Here is a 16,068-nt window from a genome sequence, read left to right as displayed (position 1 = left end):
AGCGCCGCGAAGGGATCGCGCGGATCGCCGGCGCGCATCGTCAGGACCGCCTCGGGTTTCCGGGCCAGATAGGACCACCGGGCCCGAGGCCCCTCCCCGCCGGACAGGAAGGCGATCGCCCACGGCTCCCCGGCGAAGGCCGACAGGACCTGGAGCGGCTCGCGCCAGGACGTCCGAAGCTGGGCTGCGACGCGCATGGGCCGGGCCTTAGCGCCCGGTGGGGTCGAAGGAAAGGAGTCGGTGAGGAGCGTGCGCCTTTGGCTGGGAGTGGAAGGGCCGTCATCCTGCAAAGATGGGCCGGCGTAAACCCACTCCGTCATCCCGGGCGACCGCAGGGAGACCCGGGACCCAGGGGGATTGACTGCGGCCCCTGGGTCCCGGCTCTCCCTGCGCTGCGGCCGGGATGACGTGGTTTGTCAGGCGCCCACCCCCCGGTCTCCGCCCTTGACGAACAGCAGCCCCACGAACCCCACCAAGAGCAGCAACGCGATCGCCGCGAAGCCCCCCTGCTGGGTCTTGAACACCTGGGTCCCCAGATTGACCAGGAACGACCCCAGCCACACCGTCGCCGTGCCCGACAGCGCATAGACCCCGAAAAAGGTCCCGGTCTGCTCAGGCGGGGTCAGCCTCGTCAGCAGGGTGCGGCTCGACGCGTATTGGGCGGTGACGAAGATGGCGTTGGAGAAGCCGATCAGGATGTAGACCACCTGCGGCCAGGTGCCGAACATGCCCTCCCACAGCCGCACCGCCGGGTCGAAGGCCCACAGATAGAGGATCCGGTCCGGCGCCATGCCCAGCAGGGCGATGATGCCCACCAGCGACATGCCGATCTCGATCTGCACCGCCCGCTTGGGTCCGAAGCCCGCATCCAGCCAGCGGCCGACAAAGCCCCCCAGCACCGCCAGGACGCTGAGGATGATCCCCAGCATCAGCAACTCCAGAGCGCCCCACTTCATCACCCCGGCCGAATAGATGCCGAAATAGATCAGCAGGGCGGTCATGCCGTCGTAATAGAACATACGCGAGGCCAGGTAGATCGCCGCCTCCCGGTAGCCCCCCATGGCCTTGATCATCCGCCACAGCTCGCCGGCCCCGCTGGCGAAGGCCTTCAGGGCCGGAACCTGGCTGCGCGGCGCGTCCGGGGTGAACAGGAACAGCGGGATGGCCCCGATCGCGAACATCACCGCGGCGATCGGCGCCACGATCCGCTCGTGCTCGTGCATCACGACGTCGAGCCCGAACAGCGGCTTGGCGGGCACGAAGGCCCAGTCCACGTGACCCGGCAGGGCGAAGGCCCAGGCGCAGAACATCAGCGCGCTCACTGAGCCGAGATTGCCCAGCGCCAGGGCCAGGCCCGAGGCCTTGTGCGCGCCCTCCAGCCCCGCGGCGCGGACCAGCAGCGAATTGTGCAGCACCTCCGAATAGGAGAACAGCACCCCGATCAGCAGCGACAGGGCCATGATGGCGGTGACCGACAGGCCCGACCCGTCCGGCTTGCCCCACCACAGGGCGAAGATGGCCGGGACCATGGTCATCACCACCAGGGCCAGCCAACCCTTGCGCCGCCCCAGCTTGTCGATGGAGGCGCCCAGGAACGGCGCCGTGGCCATCACGATCCAGCCCGCGTACTGGCTCCAGGCCGAGATGATCTGCTGGCCCCGGACGGGATCGCCCACCATGGTCGAGGACACATAGGGCATGAAGACATAGATGGTGATCAGCACCACATAGGGGTTCCGCGCCCCCTCGAAGACCGCCCAGGCGGCCCCGCCCTTGCTCAGCGGCCCATCGCCGCCCACGCCGGCGATCGCCGGCGGATCGAGAATGGCCGAGGCCCCGTGCGTCTCACTCACCAGCATCCTCCCAGCCCGCTCTGACGGCGGCTGGGGCGGAGGTTAGCCCCTTGGTTGGCGATGTAGAGTCGAAAGTTCTCGATGGAACATAACCAGAACTTTGACTAACGTTCCTCCTCCTCTCCCCCTCTTGCGGGGGAGAGGATGGGTGAGGGGGCCGATGAGCCGCAACGCGCCGACAGCCCGCCCTCAGCGCGACGTCATCCTCGCCGCCGCGTGACTTGCGCACCGGGGCTGCTACCGTCGCCAAACCCCTCAACCGAAAGACCCGCTCCATGACGCTTCCCCGCCGGGCCGCCCTCGCCGCCGCGCTCGCCCTGGCCGCAGCGCCGGCCCTGGCCCAGCCGTCGCCGGCCATCGTGCGCCAGGCGCCCGCCACCCGGATCGCCCCGCAGATCGTGCGCGGCGTGGTCAAGGTCGCCAAGGTCGACGCCCTGGTGCTGAAGACCAGGGAGGGCAAGGAGGTCACCGTGAACCTGGCGCCGACCTGGACCGTCTCGGTGATGAAGCCGATCACCGTGGCCGCCATCCAGCCGGGCAGCTTCATCGGCACCGCCGAGATGCCCCAGAAGGACGGCCGCGGGAAATCCCTGGAGGTCCACATCTTCCCGCCCGGCGTGAAGATGGGCGAGGGCCACTACGCCTGGGACCTGAAGAAGGGCTCGATGATGACCAACGGCACGGTGGGCAAGGTGGTGGCCAGCAAGAACGGCCAGGAGCTGGACGTCACCTATTCCTACGGGACCCGCCACATCGTGGTGCCCAAGAACGTCCCCATCGTCCAGATCACCCCGGGCGAGCGGGCGATGATCAAGCCAGGCGTTTCGGTCTTCCTGGTCGCCCAGCCGAGCGCCAAGGGCCTGACCACCAACGCCATCTCCACCGGCGAAAAGGGCAAGGCGCCGCCGATGTAGGAGTCCCCCCCAACAGATGCTCCCCCTCTGGGGGAGCTGTCAGCCGCAGGCTGACTGAGGGGGTGAGGAACTCCGGCTCGCGCTTGCGAGCCGGATGAGATCGACAAGGACTTGTCGATCTCAGAGACGAACGCCTTCGCATAGCGAAGGCTGGGGACTCTTGTTTGCGGGCGCCCTGCCGACCGCCCCCTCCGTCACGCGCCGCTGGCGCGCGCCACCTCCCCCAAACCGCGCTTCGCGCTGGGGGAGGATCTGGGGAGGGCCCCGCGCCGCGGAGCCCTCCGTCAGGTCTCAGAGCCGCAGAAGGAAGCTCACCATCAGCTGGTGGGCCGAATAGTTCTGGTCGCGCCACAGATAGTCGTAGCCGCCGCCCACCGACCAGGCGCCGGGGCTCTTGTAGGTGAAGCCCGCCCCGACATTGAAGGTGTCGGGATCGGCCTTCAGGCCGCTGATGGTGAAGGCCGGGCCGCCGCTTTCGAAGGCCGAGGTGTTGGTCATCTTCTCCTCGCTCAGCGAGTGCAGCCACTTGCCGTGGATCTCGGGCCGGAAGACCCGCGACCCGGAGAGCGGAATGTCGCGGGAGACCTTCACCCCCAGGCCGCTCTGCAGGAAGTCGTACTGCTGGGCGGCGACCTTCAGGTTGAGCGCCGGGTCGCCGGTCTCGGTATAGGCCTCGGTCCGCAGGTCGGTGTACTGCAGGGTCGCATAGGGGGTGACCACCGTCCGCCCGTCGCCGAGCTGGAAGTGATAGCCCGTGGTCCCGAAGGCGGTGAACTGGCTGCCGCCGTAGTCGGCGACCGCCGTGCTGTCGACGCCGGTGAAGGCCACGTGGCGGAAGCCCGAATAGTTGTCGAAGCCGTAGGCGATGGAGCCGTTGAGGAACCAGGGCCCCGGGGCGTAACCGACATAGGCCGTCGCCTGGTAAGAGCTGATGTTCCCATGGCTGCGGGCCGGATTGACCCCGGCGGCGCCGTTGTTTCCGTCGATGGACGAGAGGCCGTAGCGCAGGCCCAGGCCCGCCCGCGCGTTGTCGCCGATCGGCGCGTCATAGGCCACCATGGCCCCGGCGATGCGGGACTCGTTGCCCTCATAGCCGGCGACGTCGCCCTGCCGGTCGGAGCTGAAGGGGGACCGCTCGTATCCGAACCCCGTCATCCACAGGTGCGGACGCCGGTCGTCATCGACCTGGCAGGCCGAGGCGTCGGCCGCGCGGCGGACTTGCCGGTCGCGCATCTGGCTGTCCTGGCTGCAGGACTGCTGGCCCTCGAGATGGGAGGCCCACAGGTCCTGGAACCGCTGGGTGGCCCGGAAGGCCACCTGGGGCGAGGCCAGGTTGGCGGTGCCCGGACCGAGCTGGGCCAGGGCCGCGGCGATCGCCGGGGCGTCGGGCAGCAGGGTGATGGCCGTCAGGATTCCCAGGTTGGTCGGGGTCACCGGCAGGGCGTCGATCACCGGGGCGATGACGATGGGCAGCACCGGGTTGACCACCGGCGCGCCGGGAACCACCGGGACGCCGGGGACCACGGGAGGAACCACCACCGGGGTCACCACGTCCACCAGAGGGATCTGGGTGGTGGTGATCCGCACCAGGCCCGCCGTGGTGGGCGCCGCGGAGAAGGCGTAGCGCAGGGTGTTGCTGGTGGCCGTCACCGTGCTGCCGCTGCTGCCGCTGGTGGCGTCGACGATGTTGAAGCTGGTGCCATTGGCGATCGGTCCGGTGACCGTCACCAGCACCTTCAGGCCGTCGCCGATGGTGGCCGCGCCGACCGGGATGATCTTGCCGTAGAGGGAGGGGCTGAAGATGGTGGTGTTGATCGTGCCCGCCACCGGAATGGCGAAGGCGCCGGCCACGTTCAGGGTGTTGGTGTCGAGGCTATAGGTCCCGGCCTTCACCTGGCCGGTGATCAGGGCGGCGCCGCCGGTGACACGGACCAGCTTCAGGCCGCTGGCCGCGCCCACCGCGCCGTCGAAGATGCTGCCGTTGTTGAGGGTCAGGGTGCCGGTATTGGCGCCGGCGGTGTTGGTCAGGGCCGCCTTGACGGTCTGGCCCGATCCCACGTTCACGAAGCCATCGCCGGCGAAGTCCAGGGTCGAGCCGGTGTTGCTGGTGAAGCCGCGATTGAAGTTGATCGTCCCGCTGCCCGCCACGGTGAAGGTGGTGGCGTAGACCGGGCCGTTGAAGGTCACCGTATTGCCGTTGGCGCCCGCGGAGATGTTGAGGAAGGTGGTCCCGGTGGAGCCGACGAAGCCCGTCACCGTGGAGGTGTTGTTGAACAGGACATTGGCCGTATTGGCCGCCGAGCTGGTGATGCCGCCGCCGGCGTCATTGCCGGTATTGATGTTCTGGGCGCCGACGGTCAGGGTCCCCGGTCCCTGGGTGTCGACCCCGCTGGCGACGCCCACCGGGCTGACCACGCCAGGCAGCACCACCACCTCGCGCGCCACGGCCATCGTCGAAAGGGCCGCGAGCGCCAGGCTCAGCGGCGGAATCAGATACATGTTCTTCATGGTGGCCCCCTCCAGGGTCCGTAAGCAGTCTGCGAAGAGGTCTTGCCGCTGGGTGGCGCGGGCCGCCTGAAAAGCACCGCCGGAGCCTCGCTGCGCGCCAAAAGGCGGAAACGTGGCGCTTCCTAAGCGCCCCGTGAGGGGGTCGGTTCCATGGCGTCCTTCCGGCCCGCTCCGGCCGAAGTCGCGACCTGGAACACAACAAGAACCTTTGCTAACTTCCTCATCCTCTCCCCCTCTTGCGGGGGAGAGGATGGGTGAGGGGGCCGATGAGCCGCAACGCGCCGACAGCCAGGGCCCGCAGCCTGCGCGCGACACAGACCCACGCCGAGGCCCGCCTCTGGCACGTCCTGCGCGCGCGGCGCCTCGGCGGCTGGAAGTGGCGCAGGCAGGTCCCGGTCGGGCCCTATATCGCCGACTTCCTCTGCCTCGAGGCCGCCCTGGTCGTCGAACTGGACGGCGGCCAGCATTCGGAAACGCTCGCCTATGACGCGCGCCGCACCGCCTATCTCCAGGCCCAGGGTTTCCGGGTGATCCGCTTCTGGAATTCGTACGTCCTGGAGTTCCGCAGCGCCGCCTGCGACGTCATCCTCGCCGCCTGCGGCGGCGAGACCCCCTCACCCAACCTCTCCCCCAGGGGGGGAGAGGAGGAACCGGGGCCAACCTCCAGCAACCTCCTCTCCCCCTCTTGCGGGCTACCGGATTCACACATCGGCGTTGGGGGCTAAGAGTGCGACGCCTCGCTTTGCGGCCTGGAAGTCGAGCCATCCGTTGAGCATGACGACGGGGCCGGGTTTTCCGTAGTATCCGGTCCATCCGCCGAGGCGGGCGCAAACCCATGCGGCATAGGCGAGAGACCCCTTGGGGTGAGGGTTCTTCTGTCGTTTGGTCTTGCCCTGGAGCCTTTCGCAGAAGGCCTCAAGCAAGGTCGTGTCCTCGGGATCGAAGGCGTCGAGCATGGGTCTGAGCGGGGCTTGGCCCTGGACGCCATCGCGGGCGTGGACGAGTTGCTGGATGGTGACGGCGGCGATGAGCGTGGCCATGACTAGGCGGCGCAGCGGCGCCTCCTGGCCGATGAGCAGGCCTTCGATGTCGAAGCCCTGGGTCTTCAAGGTCCTGAACAGCTGCTCGATGGCCCAGCGGCGACGATAGAGGTCGGCGACGGCGAAGGCCTGAACCGCATCGTCCACGGGCTGGGTGGTCAGCAATCGCCAGTGGACGACCTCGCCGGGCGGCGGATCGACCTCGCGCACGTCCACCAGGGTGAGGCTCACGCTCTTGGGCAGGTCGGCTGCGAGGCCATGGCGGGGCCGGGCCAGTTCCACGCCGGCGAAACGGATCACCACCTGGGCCACACGCGCCTTGCGGCCGGGCTTGGCCGGGAGATCGAGCCTGGCCCGTCCGGCCACCGGCAGGGCGTCCACCCGCTCGAACAATCGCCCCCCATCCTCCAGGCTTCTGTCATGGGCCGCGCGCACCAGCAGATCGACCCCCGCCGGACACGCGGCGAAGGCCGCGAAGATGTCGCTCTCCCGGTCGGAGATCACCGTCACCTGCGTCGCCGCGGCGCAGACCTCGGCGGCCTTGGCCGCCCCGTCCAACCACCGCTGGCTCTGTTTGTCCTTGACCAGCTTGGCCCGCCGCGACGCCTTGAGCCCCTTGTCCCGGCTCAGGAAGGCGGCGTGCGCCAACCCCAGGATCGACCCCTCCTCGGCGTCCACCACAAGAACCGGATGCGCGTAAAGGCCCCCACCGCCGTCCGATCGCACCACCGTCGTGTCCTGGATCGCCAGCACGCGGCGGCCGGCGCAACGCTGCGCCGTGCGACGACCCGCCTCGGCCGCCATCTCCTCGATCGTCACCGCATCGTTGCGCAGCAGACGCGTCAGGCGGATCTCTCCAGCCCGATCGCCGCCAAGCCGGCGGACCCGAAGACCCCGCCCACCCGTCTCCACCAGACGAGCATGCAAGAAGGCCCCCCTTTTTCCAGGCGGCGGTCGCCAAACCGCCCCAGCGTCACATCCAACATCGCCTGCTCCCATCATGACCAACTCAGGGAATCAGACTTCCACAACACCCTCAAATGCAGATGTGTGAATGCGGTAGCTCTTGCGGGGGAGAGGATGGGTGAGGGGGCCGGGCCGCTAAGCCGCGCCCTACCCCAGCGTCGCCTCGGCCGCGGCCACCGCCGCCGCGCCGTCGGTCGCAAACCCCTGGGCGCTCAACGCCTCGCACAGGGCGGTCAGGCAGACCCGCACGTGCCAGGGGGTGGCCGAGGCGCCCATCAGGCCGATGCGCCAGATCTTGCCCTTCAGGGGACCAAGCCCCGCCCCCAGCTCCAGGTCCCATTTGGCCAGCACATGGGCGCGCACGGCGGCCTCGTCGATCCCCTCGGGCACGATCACGGCGTTGAGCTGCGGCAGGCGGTGGGCCGGCTCCACCAGGAATTTCAGGCCGGCGGCCTCGATCCCGGCGGCCAGGGCCTCGTGGCTGCGGGCGTGGCGGACCAGCACGGCCTGCTGGCCTTCCTCGAACAGGGCCACCAGGCTCTCATGGAGCCCATATAATGCGTTGATCGGCGCCGTGTGGTGATAGGTCCGGCCGCCCTCGCCGCCCCAGTAGGCCATCAGCAGGTTGAAATCCAAGAGCCAGTTTCGGACCTTGGTCTTGCGCCCGGTGATGGCGTCCTGGGCCCGCTTCGACAGGCAGATCGGCGACAGGCCGGGCGGCGCCGAGAGGCACTTCTGGGTGCCGGAATAGATCACGTCGGCGTCCCAGGCCGCGGCGTCCACCACGATGCCCCCCAGGGAGGTGACGCAGTCGACGACCGACAGGGCGCCGTACTTGCGGGCCAGGGCGCACAGGGCGGCGGCGTCGCTCTTGGCGCCGGTGGAGGTCTCGGCATGGACGAAGGCCAGGACCTTCACCGGCCCCCCCGCCATCGCGGCCTCGATCCTTTCCGGGTCGACGGGCTGGCCCCATTCGAACTCCACCTTGACCACCTCGGCGCCGGCCCGGTCGGCCATGTCGGCCATGCGGCCGCCGAAGGCGCCGTTGATGGCGATCACCGCCCGGTCGCCAGGCTCCAGCAGGTTCATGATCGCCGCCTCCATCCCGGCGGTGCCGGGGGCCGGCAGCGGCACGCAGGCATAGCCGTCGGCGTTGAACAGCCGCGACAGCCCCGCCTTGATCTCCTCCATCAGGTCCTGGAAGGCCGGGTCCAGGTGACCGATGGTCGGCCGCGCGCAGGCCGCCAGAACCCGCGGGCTGACGTCGGAGGGGCCAGGCCCCATCAGGATGCGGCGCGGCGGCTGGAAGCTCTGCATGAGATGTCCCCGAACAAGATGGCGCGGGACGATTAGGCCGCGAGGGGAAGAAGGGGAAGGCGTTTTCAGATCCTCCCCCAGGCCTCAGGCCGATGTGGGGGAGGTGGCAGACGGCGAAGCCGGCTGACGGAGGGGGATCGACGTAGTCGACACGGACCTCAGCAAACGAGAGTCAAAGTCCCCCTCAGTCAGCTTTGCTGACAGCTCCCCCAGGAGGGGAGCATCTGCGCGGAGGTCACCGCAGTATCCGCGCCTCGATCCTCGCCCGCAGGCTCGAGTCCACCTCCAGCACCTCCTCCAGATAGCGGTCGATGCCGCCGTGGCTTTCGGAGATCGCCGACAGGCCGTGGTCGAGATAGTCCGGATGCACGCTGGCGGCCTGGCGCAGGCCGTCATCGTCCACGTGTCTGCCGGTGAGGTCCAGGATGTAGGTGCGCAGGAAGTCCATCCGCGCGGCCATCCGCTCTTCGTTGTTGGTGGCCAGGTAGTCGGCCAGCGTGTCGTCGCGGTGGACGCCGGCGATGTGGTGGGTCAGCGCGCAGATCAGGCCGGTGCGGTCCTTGCCCGCCGCGCAGTGCACCACCAGGGCGCCGTCGCTGTCGGCGATGGCCCGGAAGTAGCGGCGGAACAGGTCGACGTGGCGCGGGGCGTGCGGCGCCTCGCGGTAGAACCCAAGACTGTCCCTTCGGAACCAGTCGGCGTCCACCCGCTGCGCCGCCGCGATGCCCTCGGCCCAGTCGGTCTCCACGCCCTCGATGTCGTTCTCGATCACCTGGCCGGAAAACCCCGGCCAGCGGCGCGACGGCTCCCGGTCGCGCTCGCGGCGGCGGCGCAGGTCGACGATGGTGGTGATGCCGAGCTCCGCCATCTTGGCCAGGTCGGCGTCGGTGGCCTGGCCGTGATTGGCCGAGCGGTAGAGGACGCCGGGCTTCAGGCCGCGCCCGCAGGCGGTGTCGTAGCCGCCGAAGTCGCGGAAGTTCTCGATGCCTTCGAAGGCGATGTGTCGGGTCATGGACGACCCTCTAACGCCGCGGCGCCGGGGAATGCAATCTTGAGCGGCGCTGATCAACCTGCCTCGGCGGGAATCTCGTCCGGATCGAGCCCCAGGGCCCGCACCCGCGCCGCCCAGCGCTCCATCGCCGTGTCGTGATAGTCGAAGATGCAGGGATAACAGCCGCGCCGGCAGCACTCCATCGGATCGGGCGTCTTGGGCCGCTTGGGAACTGTGGGTTCGTCGGTCATCGTCGGTCAGATGTTGGCGCATGTCGGCCAGTTGGCGGGCCCGATTTCCTTACCAGGCAAGGCCTCGTGGCCCACCGTCGACGAACCCGTTTTCCTCCATCCGCGACCACCGACATGTTCAGCGGAACGGCGGCTCGTCGAAGCTCCGAAGCTTGCGCGAATGCAGCCTCGGACCCTCGTCGCGGAGCAGGGCCATGGTGGCGATGCCGATCTGCAGGTGCTGGCCGATGGCCCGCTCATAGAAGGCGTTGGCCTGGCCCGGCAGCTTGATCTCCCCGTGCAGCGGCTTGTCGGAGACGCACAGCAGGGTCCCATAGGGCACCCGGAACCTATAGCCTTGCGCGGCGATGGTGGCGCTCTCCATGTCGATGGCCACCGCCCGGGACTGGTTGAACCGCAGGGCGCTGACCGAGAACCGGAGCTCCCAGTTGCGGTCGTCGGTGGTGACCACCGTCCCGGTCCGCAGCCGCTTCTTCAGCACCTCCCCGGTCTCCCCGGTGACCTGCTCGGCGGCCCGGCCCAGGGCCACCTGCACCTCGGCGATGGGGGGGATGGGGATGGCCGGCGGCAGGACGTCGTCCAGCACGTGGTCGTCCCGCAGATAGGCGTGGGCCAGCACATAGTCGCCGATGGTCTGGGAGCCCCGCAGCCCCCCGCAGTGGCCGATCATCAGCCAGGCCTGGGGCCGCAGCACCGCCAGGTGATCGGTGATGGTCTTGGCGTTGGAGGGCCCGACCCCGATGTTCACCAGGGTGATCCCGACCCGGCCCTCAGCCATCAGGTGATAGGCCGGCATCTGGTGGCGCCGCCAGGGCCCGTCGGCGATCTGCTGCTCGGGGGTCTCGCTGTCGGCGGTCACCATCACCCGCCCCGAGGCCGAGAGCGCCGTGAACGGACTGCCCGGAACCTTGAGCTGCTCGCAGCCCCAGCGGACGAACTCGTCCACATAGCGGTGGTAGTTGGTGAACAGGATGTACTGCTGCACATGCTCGGCCGGCGCCCCGGTGTAGTGGGTCAGGCGGGCCAGCGAGAAGTCGGTCCGCAGGCCGTCGAACAGGGCCAGGGGTCGGGCCTCCTCCAGGGCCGGGCTCCAGAAGCCGTCGGCGATCTCGTCCCCGATGGCGGACAGCTCAGTTGTGGGGAAATGCCGGGCGATGTCGGCCGAGCCGATGTCGGCCATGGCGATGTCCACGGCCCCGTCCAGCACATAGGGAAAGGGCATCTCCTGGCTGGAGCGGCCCACGCTGATCTCCACCTTGAAGTCGGTCAGCAGCAGGGTGATCTGCTCGATCAGATAGTCGCCGAACAGGTCGGGCCGGGTCACGGTCACCGCGTACTTGCCGGGCGCCGAGAGCCGGGCGTAGGCGCGGCTGAGCCTCGGGAAGCTCTGGCCCGGCGGCCAGGTCAGACGCAGCTCGGGATAGACGAAGGCGCCGTCGGCGCGGACCGCGGGGTCGGGCGGCGGGCCGCCGGCCAGGAAGATCTTCAGGGCGTCCCGCAGGGCGCCGACGCTCCGCTGGTATTCGGCGTTCAGCTTCGCGACGATCGCGGCCGCCTCGGTGTCAGGGTTCATGATCCAACCTAGCGCAGCCCGGCCAAGGTTTCGAGACGCCGCACGCGCCGGTATGGACGCGGGGGCCCATCCCGGCGACAAAGGCCGGCTCTCGGTCCTTCGCAAGGGTTTGCCATGAATCGCCTGTTCACCGCCTTCATCGTCGGCGCCATGGTGCTGGGCGTCGCCGTCGGTTGGGCCGTGAACCAGTACGCCAGCCCCGACCAGGCCAAGACGGTGGCCGACAACCTCTCCATCATCACCGACGTCTTCCTGCGGCTGATCAAGATGATCATCGCCCCCCTGGTGTTCGCCACCCTGGTGGCCGGTATCGCCCACATGGAGGACGCCGCCACCGTCGGCCGGGTCGGAGCCAAGGCGCTGGGCTGGTTCATCACCGCCTCCATCGTCTCGCTCACCATCGGCCTGGTCATGTCCCACCTGCTGCATCCGGGCTCGGGCCTGGCCCTGCCCAATCCGGATGTGGCGGCGGGCGCGGCGGTGGATGTGTCGAAGTTCACCCTGCGCGACTTCATCACCCACCTGGTGCCCAAGTCCATCGTCGAGGCCATGGCCAACAACGAGATCCTGCAGATCGTGATCTTCTCTGTCTTCGTCGGCACCGCGGTGGCGGCCATCGACGACAAGGCGCCCGCGGTCCTGGCCCTGGTGGAGCAGATCGCCGCCATCATGCTCAAGGTGACCGGCTATGTGATGAAGACCGCGCCGCTCGCCATCTTCGCCGCCCTGGCCTCCACCATCGCCGTCCAGGGCCTGGACATCCTGGCGACCTATTTCGCCTTCGTCGGCGGCTTCTACCTGTCGCTGGGCATCCTCTGGGCCCTGCTGATCGGGGTCCTGATCCTGATCGTCGGGGTCCGCGGCCTGAAGCTGGTGAGCGCCATCCGCCAGCCGGCCCTGCTGGCCTTCTCCACCGCCTCCTCGGAAGCCGCCTATCCGCGCACCCTGGAGGAGCTCCAGAAGTGGGGCGTGTCGCGCAAGGTGGCCAGCTTCGTCCTGCCGCTGGGATACTCGTTCAACCTGGACGGCTCGATGATGTACTGCACCTTCGCGGTGTTGTTCATCGCCCAGGCCTATGGGATCGACCTGTCCATCGGCCAGCAGATCACCATGCTGGCCCTGCTGATGGTGACCTCCAAGGGCATGGCCGGGGTGCCGCGGGCCTCCCTGGTGGTGATCGCCGCCACCCTGTCCTACTTCAAGCTGCCCGAGGCCGGCCTGATCCTGATCCTGGCCGTCGATCACCTGCTGGACATGGGCCGCTCGGCCACCAACGTGGTGGGCAATTCCGTCGCCGCCGCCGTGGTCGCCAAGTGGGAAGGCCAGATCGAAAACCCCGAGGCCGAACCTCAAGCCGCGTAAGCTTCGCCGTTAACGGTCGATTCCGGCCTCGTCGGCCAATATCCCCCCGAAATGAGCATAGCGGGGGACGAGATGTCGGAGGCCAGGGCGCAGACACGCCAGTTCGGAGGCGCCCGCTTGGCGCGCCTTGAGGCCGAAACCCTGCTCGCCGCCAAGACCGAGGACCTGCGCCGCGCCACCGAAGAGTTCGAGCGCCTCAGCGCCGCCCTGGGGCGCCGGGTCGACGAGCTGGAGGCCGAGCGGGCGCTCACCCTGCATCTGGCCCGCACCGACGGCCTGACCGGCCTGCTCAACCGCGGCGCCTTCACCTCGGCGCTGATCGAACGGCTGGAGGACGCCCACGAGTCGGGGGACCGGGTGGCCCTCTTCGTCATCGACCTGGACCACTTCAAGCACCTCAACGACACCCTGGGGCACCACGCCGGGGACCTGCTGCTCAACGAGATGGGCACGCGCCTGCGCGGCCAAGCCCGCCACGGCGACCTGGTGGCTCGCCTGGGGGGGGACGAATTCGCCCTGATCACCTCCGACCCAGATGTGGCGGCGCGCGCCGAGCAACTCACCGCCGCCCTGGCCCAGGCCTATTGGATCTATGGCCGCACGGTCGCCCCCAGCGCCTCGGTGGGGGTGGCGGCGTTCCCCGACAACGCGGCGGACGCCACCGACCTGCAGCGCTTCGCCGACATGGCCCTCTACCGCGCCAAGGCCGGGGGCGGGCGCCGGTTCTCGATCTTCGACCGCGAGCTGCGGGAAGCCAGCGACCGGCGCAACAGCCTGGAGGGCGACCTGCGCCGCGCCATTCCCGAGGGCCAGATCGTCCCGTGGTACCAACCGGTGGTGGACGCAAAGAACGGGCGGATCGTCGGGGTCGAGGTGCTGGCGCGCTGGAACCATCCCGAGCAGGGCCTGCTACTGCCCGCGACCTTCGTGCCGCTGGCCGAGGAGCTGGGGCTGATCGGCCAGATGGACGCCGCGGTGTTCGCCGCCGCCTGCCAGCGCGCCGCCCCCTGGGTGGCCCAGGGCCTGATCGACACCGTCTCCTGCAACGTCTCGCCCCGCGAACTGCTGGACCCGGCCTTCTCCCGCAACCTGATCCGTCGGCTGCGGACGACCGACCTGCCGGCCACGGCGCTCACCGTCGAGATCACCGAGACCTTCCTGGTGGACGACCTGAACCTGGCGCGCCGCCATATCGAGCGACTGGCGGCCTGTGGTGTCCGGGTGGCCCTGGACGACTTCGGCACCGGCTATTCCAACCTGCGCGCCCTGATGCAGCTGCCCATTCATACGGTGAAGCTCGACCAGTCCCTGATCCGGGATGTGGGCCGTGACCCCCGGGTCTCCAAGCTGCTGCGCTCCATGCTGCAGGCGGCGACCTCGCTGCAATGCCAGATCGTCGCCGAGGGCGTCGAGGACGAGGCTCAGGCCCTCTTCCTGCGCGCCGCCGGTTGCGACCGGCTGCAGGGCTATCTCTTCGCCCGGCCCATGCCGGCCGAGCAGGTCGAGGCCCGCCTGCTGGAGAGCGCCGCGGCCTGGGCCCCGGCGGGGCCGGCGGTCACGCCCATTCCCTTGCGCAACGCCGGATAGCTTGGCGGGGCGGGGCGCGATCCCCATATCGGTGTCGACCTTTCAGGCCGCCATAGGACCCATGCGCAACCACCTTCGAACCTTCACCCTGCTCGCGGCGCTGACCGCGCTCTTCGTCGGCGTCGGCTATCTGATCGCCGGACCCAGCGGGATGGCGATCGCCTTCCTGATGGCGGTGACGATGAACGCCATCAGCTACTGGAACGCCGACAAGATCGTGCTGCGGATGTACGGCGCGACGGAGGTGGACGAGAGCCACCCGGATTTGCTGGTGCGAAGCTTCGCCGCCGACGTCCACGACCTGTCCGATCGCGCGGGCCTGCCGCGGCCCAAGGTCTATCTGATCAATTCCGAGCAGCCCAACGCCTTCGCCACCGGGCGCGATCCGGAACACGCCGCCGTCGCCGCCAACCTGGGCTTGCTGCGCATGCTGGACCGCCGTGAGATCCACGGCGTGATGGCCCACGAACTGGCCCATGTGAAGAACCGCGACACCCTCACCATGACCGTCACGGCCACCATCGCCGGGGCCATCTCGGCGCTGGCCAACTTCGCCTTCTTCTTCGGCGGCAATGACCGCGACCGGCCGGGCGGCGTGATCGGGACCATCGCGCTCGCCATCCTGGCCCCCATCGCCGCGGCCCTGGTGCAGATGGCCATCAGCCGCCACCGCGAATACGGCGCCGACGCCGGCGGCGCGGAGATCAGCGGCGATCCCCAGGCCCTGGCCTCGGCCCTGCAGAAGATCGAGGCCTATGCCCGGGGCGGGATGATCAATCACCAGGCCGAGCGCAATCCGGCCACCAGCCACATGTTCATCATCAACCCGCTGTCGGGCCAGGGGGCGGACAACCTGTTCTCCACCCACCCTGCGACCCAGAACCGGGTGGCCGCCCTGATGAAGCTGGCGGGCGGCGGCGCGGCCGTGACCGGCACGCGGCGGGCGGGCACTGCGGTTCCGGTCACCCCGTCCGCGCGAGGCCCCTGGAGCTAGCGACCTCGGCTGCGGCGGGGGGCCTACGGTCAGGCCGGGCCCTGGGCGGAAATCACGATCCGCCAGGCCACCGGCCACAGCTATGAGCGGGAAGAGCGGACCTGGCTGCTCGTCACCGTGACCAGGGCCGCCTGAGGCCCTACTCGGCCGGAACGTTCTCGCCGCGGCGCGACAGCGAGCGGTCGAACTCGGCCCAGACGCCGGCTTCCCCGTGCCATTGGCCCTTGGTGGCGGCCTTGGAATATTCGGTGGAGCGGGCCTCGAAGAAGTTGGCGTGCTCGACGCCCGACAGCATGGACTGCAGCCAGGGCAGCGGATTTTCCTTCACCCCGCCGAACACCTCGGGCAGGTGCAGCTGGCGCAGGCGCCAGTCGGCGATGAAGCGGATATAGGCCTTGATGTCCTCGGGCGTCATGCCCTGGACCTCGCCGGCCGAGAAGGCCAGGTCGATGAACTTGTCCTCCAGGCCCACCACCGTCTTGCAGCAGTCGATGATGTCGTCGGCCACGCTCTTGGTGACCACGCCGGTCTCGGCGTTGAAGGCGTGGTAGAGCTTGATGATGCCCTCGCAGTGCAGGCTCTCGTCCCGCACCGACCAGGAGACGATCTGGCCCATGCCCTTCATCTTGTTGTGGCGCGGGAAGTTCATCAGCATGGCGAAGCTGGCGAACAGCTGCAGGCCCTCGGTGAAGCCGCCGAACATGGCCAGCGT

At 69.1% G+C, this 16,068-nt stretch carries 13 protein-coding genes and 1 pseudogene; 5 read left to right on the top strand and 9 right to left on the bottom strand.

Going from position 1 to position 16,068, the window contains the following annotated elements:
* A pseudogene (locus Q7T09_RS01800) lies at window positions 1–197 on the bottom strand (aminodeoxychorismate synthase component I); the annotation flags it as partial.
* Window positions 198–416: 219 nt separating this feature from the next.
* Window positions 417–1,853, bottom strand: a complete 1,437-nt coding sequence (locus Q7T09_RS01795; RefSeq protein WP_304697253.1) for an MFS transporter — start codon at window positions 1,851–1,853, stop codon at window positions 417–419.
* A gap of 275 nt (window positions 1,854–2,128) precedes the next feature.
* Between Q7T09_RS01795 and Q7T09_RS01790 the strand changes: the two genes are divergently transcribed.
* On the top strand, window positions 2,129–2,767 hold the full coding sequence (locus Q7T09_RS01790) for a hypothetical protein (protein WP_304697252.1): 639 nt from the start codon (window positions 2,129–2,131) through the stop codon (window positions 2,765–2,767).
* 291 nt (window positions 2,768–3,058) lie between these two features.
* Here the strand turns inward: Q7T09_RS01790 and Q7T09_RS01785 are convergent, their stop codons facing one another.
* Entirely contained in the window at window positions 3,059–5,275 is a 2,217-nt protein-coding gene (locus Q7T09_RS01785) for an autotransporter domain-containing protein (protein ID WP_304697251.1), read from the bottom strand.
* Window positions 5,276–5,541: 266 nt separating this feature from the next.
* Between Q7T09_RS01785 and Q7T09_RS01780 the strand changes: the two genes are divergently transcribed.
* Window positions 5,542–6,000: an endonuclease domain-containing protein gene (locus tag Q7T09_RS01780; RefSeq protein ID WP_304697250.1), complete on the top strand. Its 459-nt coding sequence runs from the start codon at window positions 5,542–5,544 to the stop codon at window positions 5,998–6,000.
* Here the strand turns inward: Q7T09_RS01780 and Q7T09_RS01775 are convergent.
* From Q7T09_RS01775 to Q7T09_RS01755, 5 genes are all read right to left on the bottom strand, one after another.
* The gene (locus tag Q7T09_RS01775) at window positions 5,977–7,242 is read right to left on the bottom strand and encodes an IS4 family transposase (RefSeq protein ID WP_304697249.1); all 1,266 of its coding nucleotides are present in this window, start codon (window positions 7,240–7,242) and stop codon (window positions 5,977–5,979) included. The two genes, Q7T09_RS01780 and Q7T09_RS01775, sit on opposite strands and share 24 nt — an antisense overlap.
* Window positions 7,243–7,428: 186 nt before the next feature.
* Entirely contained in the window at window positions 7,429–8,598 is a 1,170-nt protein-coding gene (locus Q7T09_RS01770) for an alanine--glyoxylate aminotransferase family protein (RefSeq protein ID WP_304697248.1), read from the bottom strand.
* Between the two features lie 235 nt (window positions 8,599–8,833).
* The gene (locus Q7T09_RS01765) at window positions 8,834–9,610 is read right to left on the bottom strand and encodes a tyrosine-protein phosphatase (protein WP_304697247.1); all 777 of its coding nucleotides are present in this window, start codon (window positions 9,608–9,610) and stop codon (window positions 8,834–8,836) included.
* Between the two features lie 53 nt (window positions 9,611–9,663).
* On the bottom strand, window positions 9,664–9,840 hold the full coding sequence (locus Q7T09_RS01760) for an oxidoreductase-like domain-containing protein (RefSeq protein ID WP_304697246.1): 177 nt from the start codon (window positions 9,838–9,840) through the stop codon (window positions 9,664–9,666).
* Between the two features lie 118 nt (window positions 9,841–9,958).
* On the bottom strand, window positions 9,959–11,413 hold the full coding sequence (locus tag Q7T09_RS01755) for an AMP nucleosidase (protein ID WP_304697245.1): 1,455 nt from the start codon (window positions 11,411–11,413) through the stop codon (window positions 9,959–9,961).
* Window positions 11,414–11,527: 114 nt separating this feature from the next.
* Between Q7T09_RS01755 and Q7T09_RS01750 the strand changes: the two genes are divergently transcribed.
* From Q7T09_RS01750 to htpX, 3 genes are all read left to right on the top strand, one after another.
* A complete protein-coding gene (locus Q7T09_RS01750; protein ID WP_304697244.1) occupies window positions 11,528–12,775 on the top strand; it encodes a dicarboxylate/amino acid:cation symporter in 1,248 nt (415 codons plus the stop codon).
* Window positions 12,776–12,892: 117 nt separating this feature from the next.
* Entirely contained in the window at window positions 12,893–14,362 is a 1,470-nt protein-coding gene (locus tag Q7T09_RS01745) for a bifunctional diguanylate cyclase/phosphodiesterase (protein ID WP_304697243.1), read from the top strand.
* 61 nt (window positions 14,363–14,423) lie between these two features.
* A complete protein-coding gene (gene htpX, locus Q7T09_RS01740; RefSeq protein ID WP_304697242.1) occupies window positions 14,424–15,356 on the top strand; it encodes a zinc metalloprotease HtpX in 933 nt (310 codons plus the stop codon).
* A 139-nt stretch (window positions 15,357–15,495) separates the two neighbouring features.
* Here the strand turns inward: htpX and Q7T09_RS01735 are convergent.
* On the bottom strand, window positions 15,496–16,068 hold a 573-nt coding region (locus Q7T09_RS01735; protein WP_304697241.1), incomplete at its 5' end, for a ribonucleotide-diphosphate reductase subunit beta.

The organism is Phenylobacterium sp., from assembly GCF_030645195.1.
Lineage (GTDB): Bacteria > Pseudomonadota > Alphaproteobacteria > Caulobacterales > Caulobacteraceae > Phenylobacterium.
This window is presented reverse-complemented; position numbering and strand designations above follow the sequence as displayed.

What these genes read in the sequence shown, in the direction of transcription:
- Q7T09_RS01765 (WP_304697247.1), bottom strand. Translation starts at nt 9,610, where the DNA reads ATGACCCGACACATCGCCTTCGAAGGCATCGAGAACTTCCGCGACTTC.
- Q7T09_RS01750 (WP_304697244.1), top strand. Translation starts at nt 11,528, where the DNA reads ATGAATCGCCTGTTCACCGCCTTCATCGTCGGCGCCATGGTGCTGGGC.
- Q7T09_RS01785 (WP_304697251.1), bottom strand. Translation starts at nt 5,275, where the DNA reads ATGAAGAACATGTATCTGATTCCGCCGCTGAGCCTGGCGCTCGCGGCC.
- Q7T09_RS01770 (WP_304697248.1), bottom strand. Translation starts at nt 8,598, where the DNA reads ATGCAGAGCTTCCAGCCGCCGCGCCGCATCCTGATGGGGCCTGGCCCC.
- Q7T09_RS01780 (WP_304697250.1), top strand. Translation starts at nt 5,542, where the DNA reads ATGAGCCGCAACGCGCCGACAGCCAGGGCCCGCAGCCTGCGCGCGACA.
- Q7T09_RS01790 (WP_304697252.1), top strand. Translation starts at nt 2,129, where the DNA reads ATGACGCTTCCCCGCCGGGCCGCCCTCGCCGCCGCGCTCGCCCTGGCC.
- Q7T09_RS01760 (WP_304697246.1), bottom strand. Translation starts at nt 9,840, where the DNA reads ATGACCGACGAACCCACAGTTCCCAAGCGGCCCAAGACGCCCGATCCG.
- Q7T09_RS01755 (WP_304697245.1), bottom strand. Translation starts at nt 11,413, where the DNA reads ATGAACCCTGACACCGAGGCGGCCGCGATCGTCGCGAAGCTGAACGCC.
- htpX (WP_304697242.1), top strand. Translation starts at nt 14,424, where the DNA reads ATGCGCAACCACCTTCGAACCTTCACCCTGCTCGCGGCGCTGACCGCG.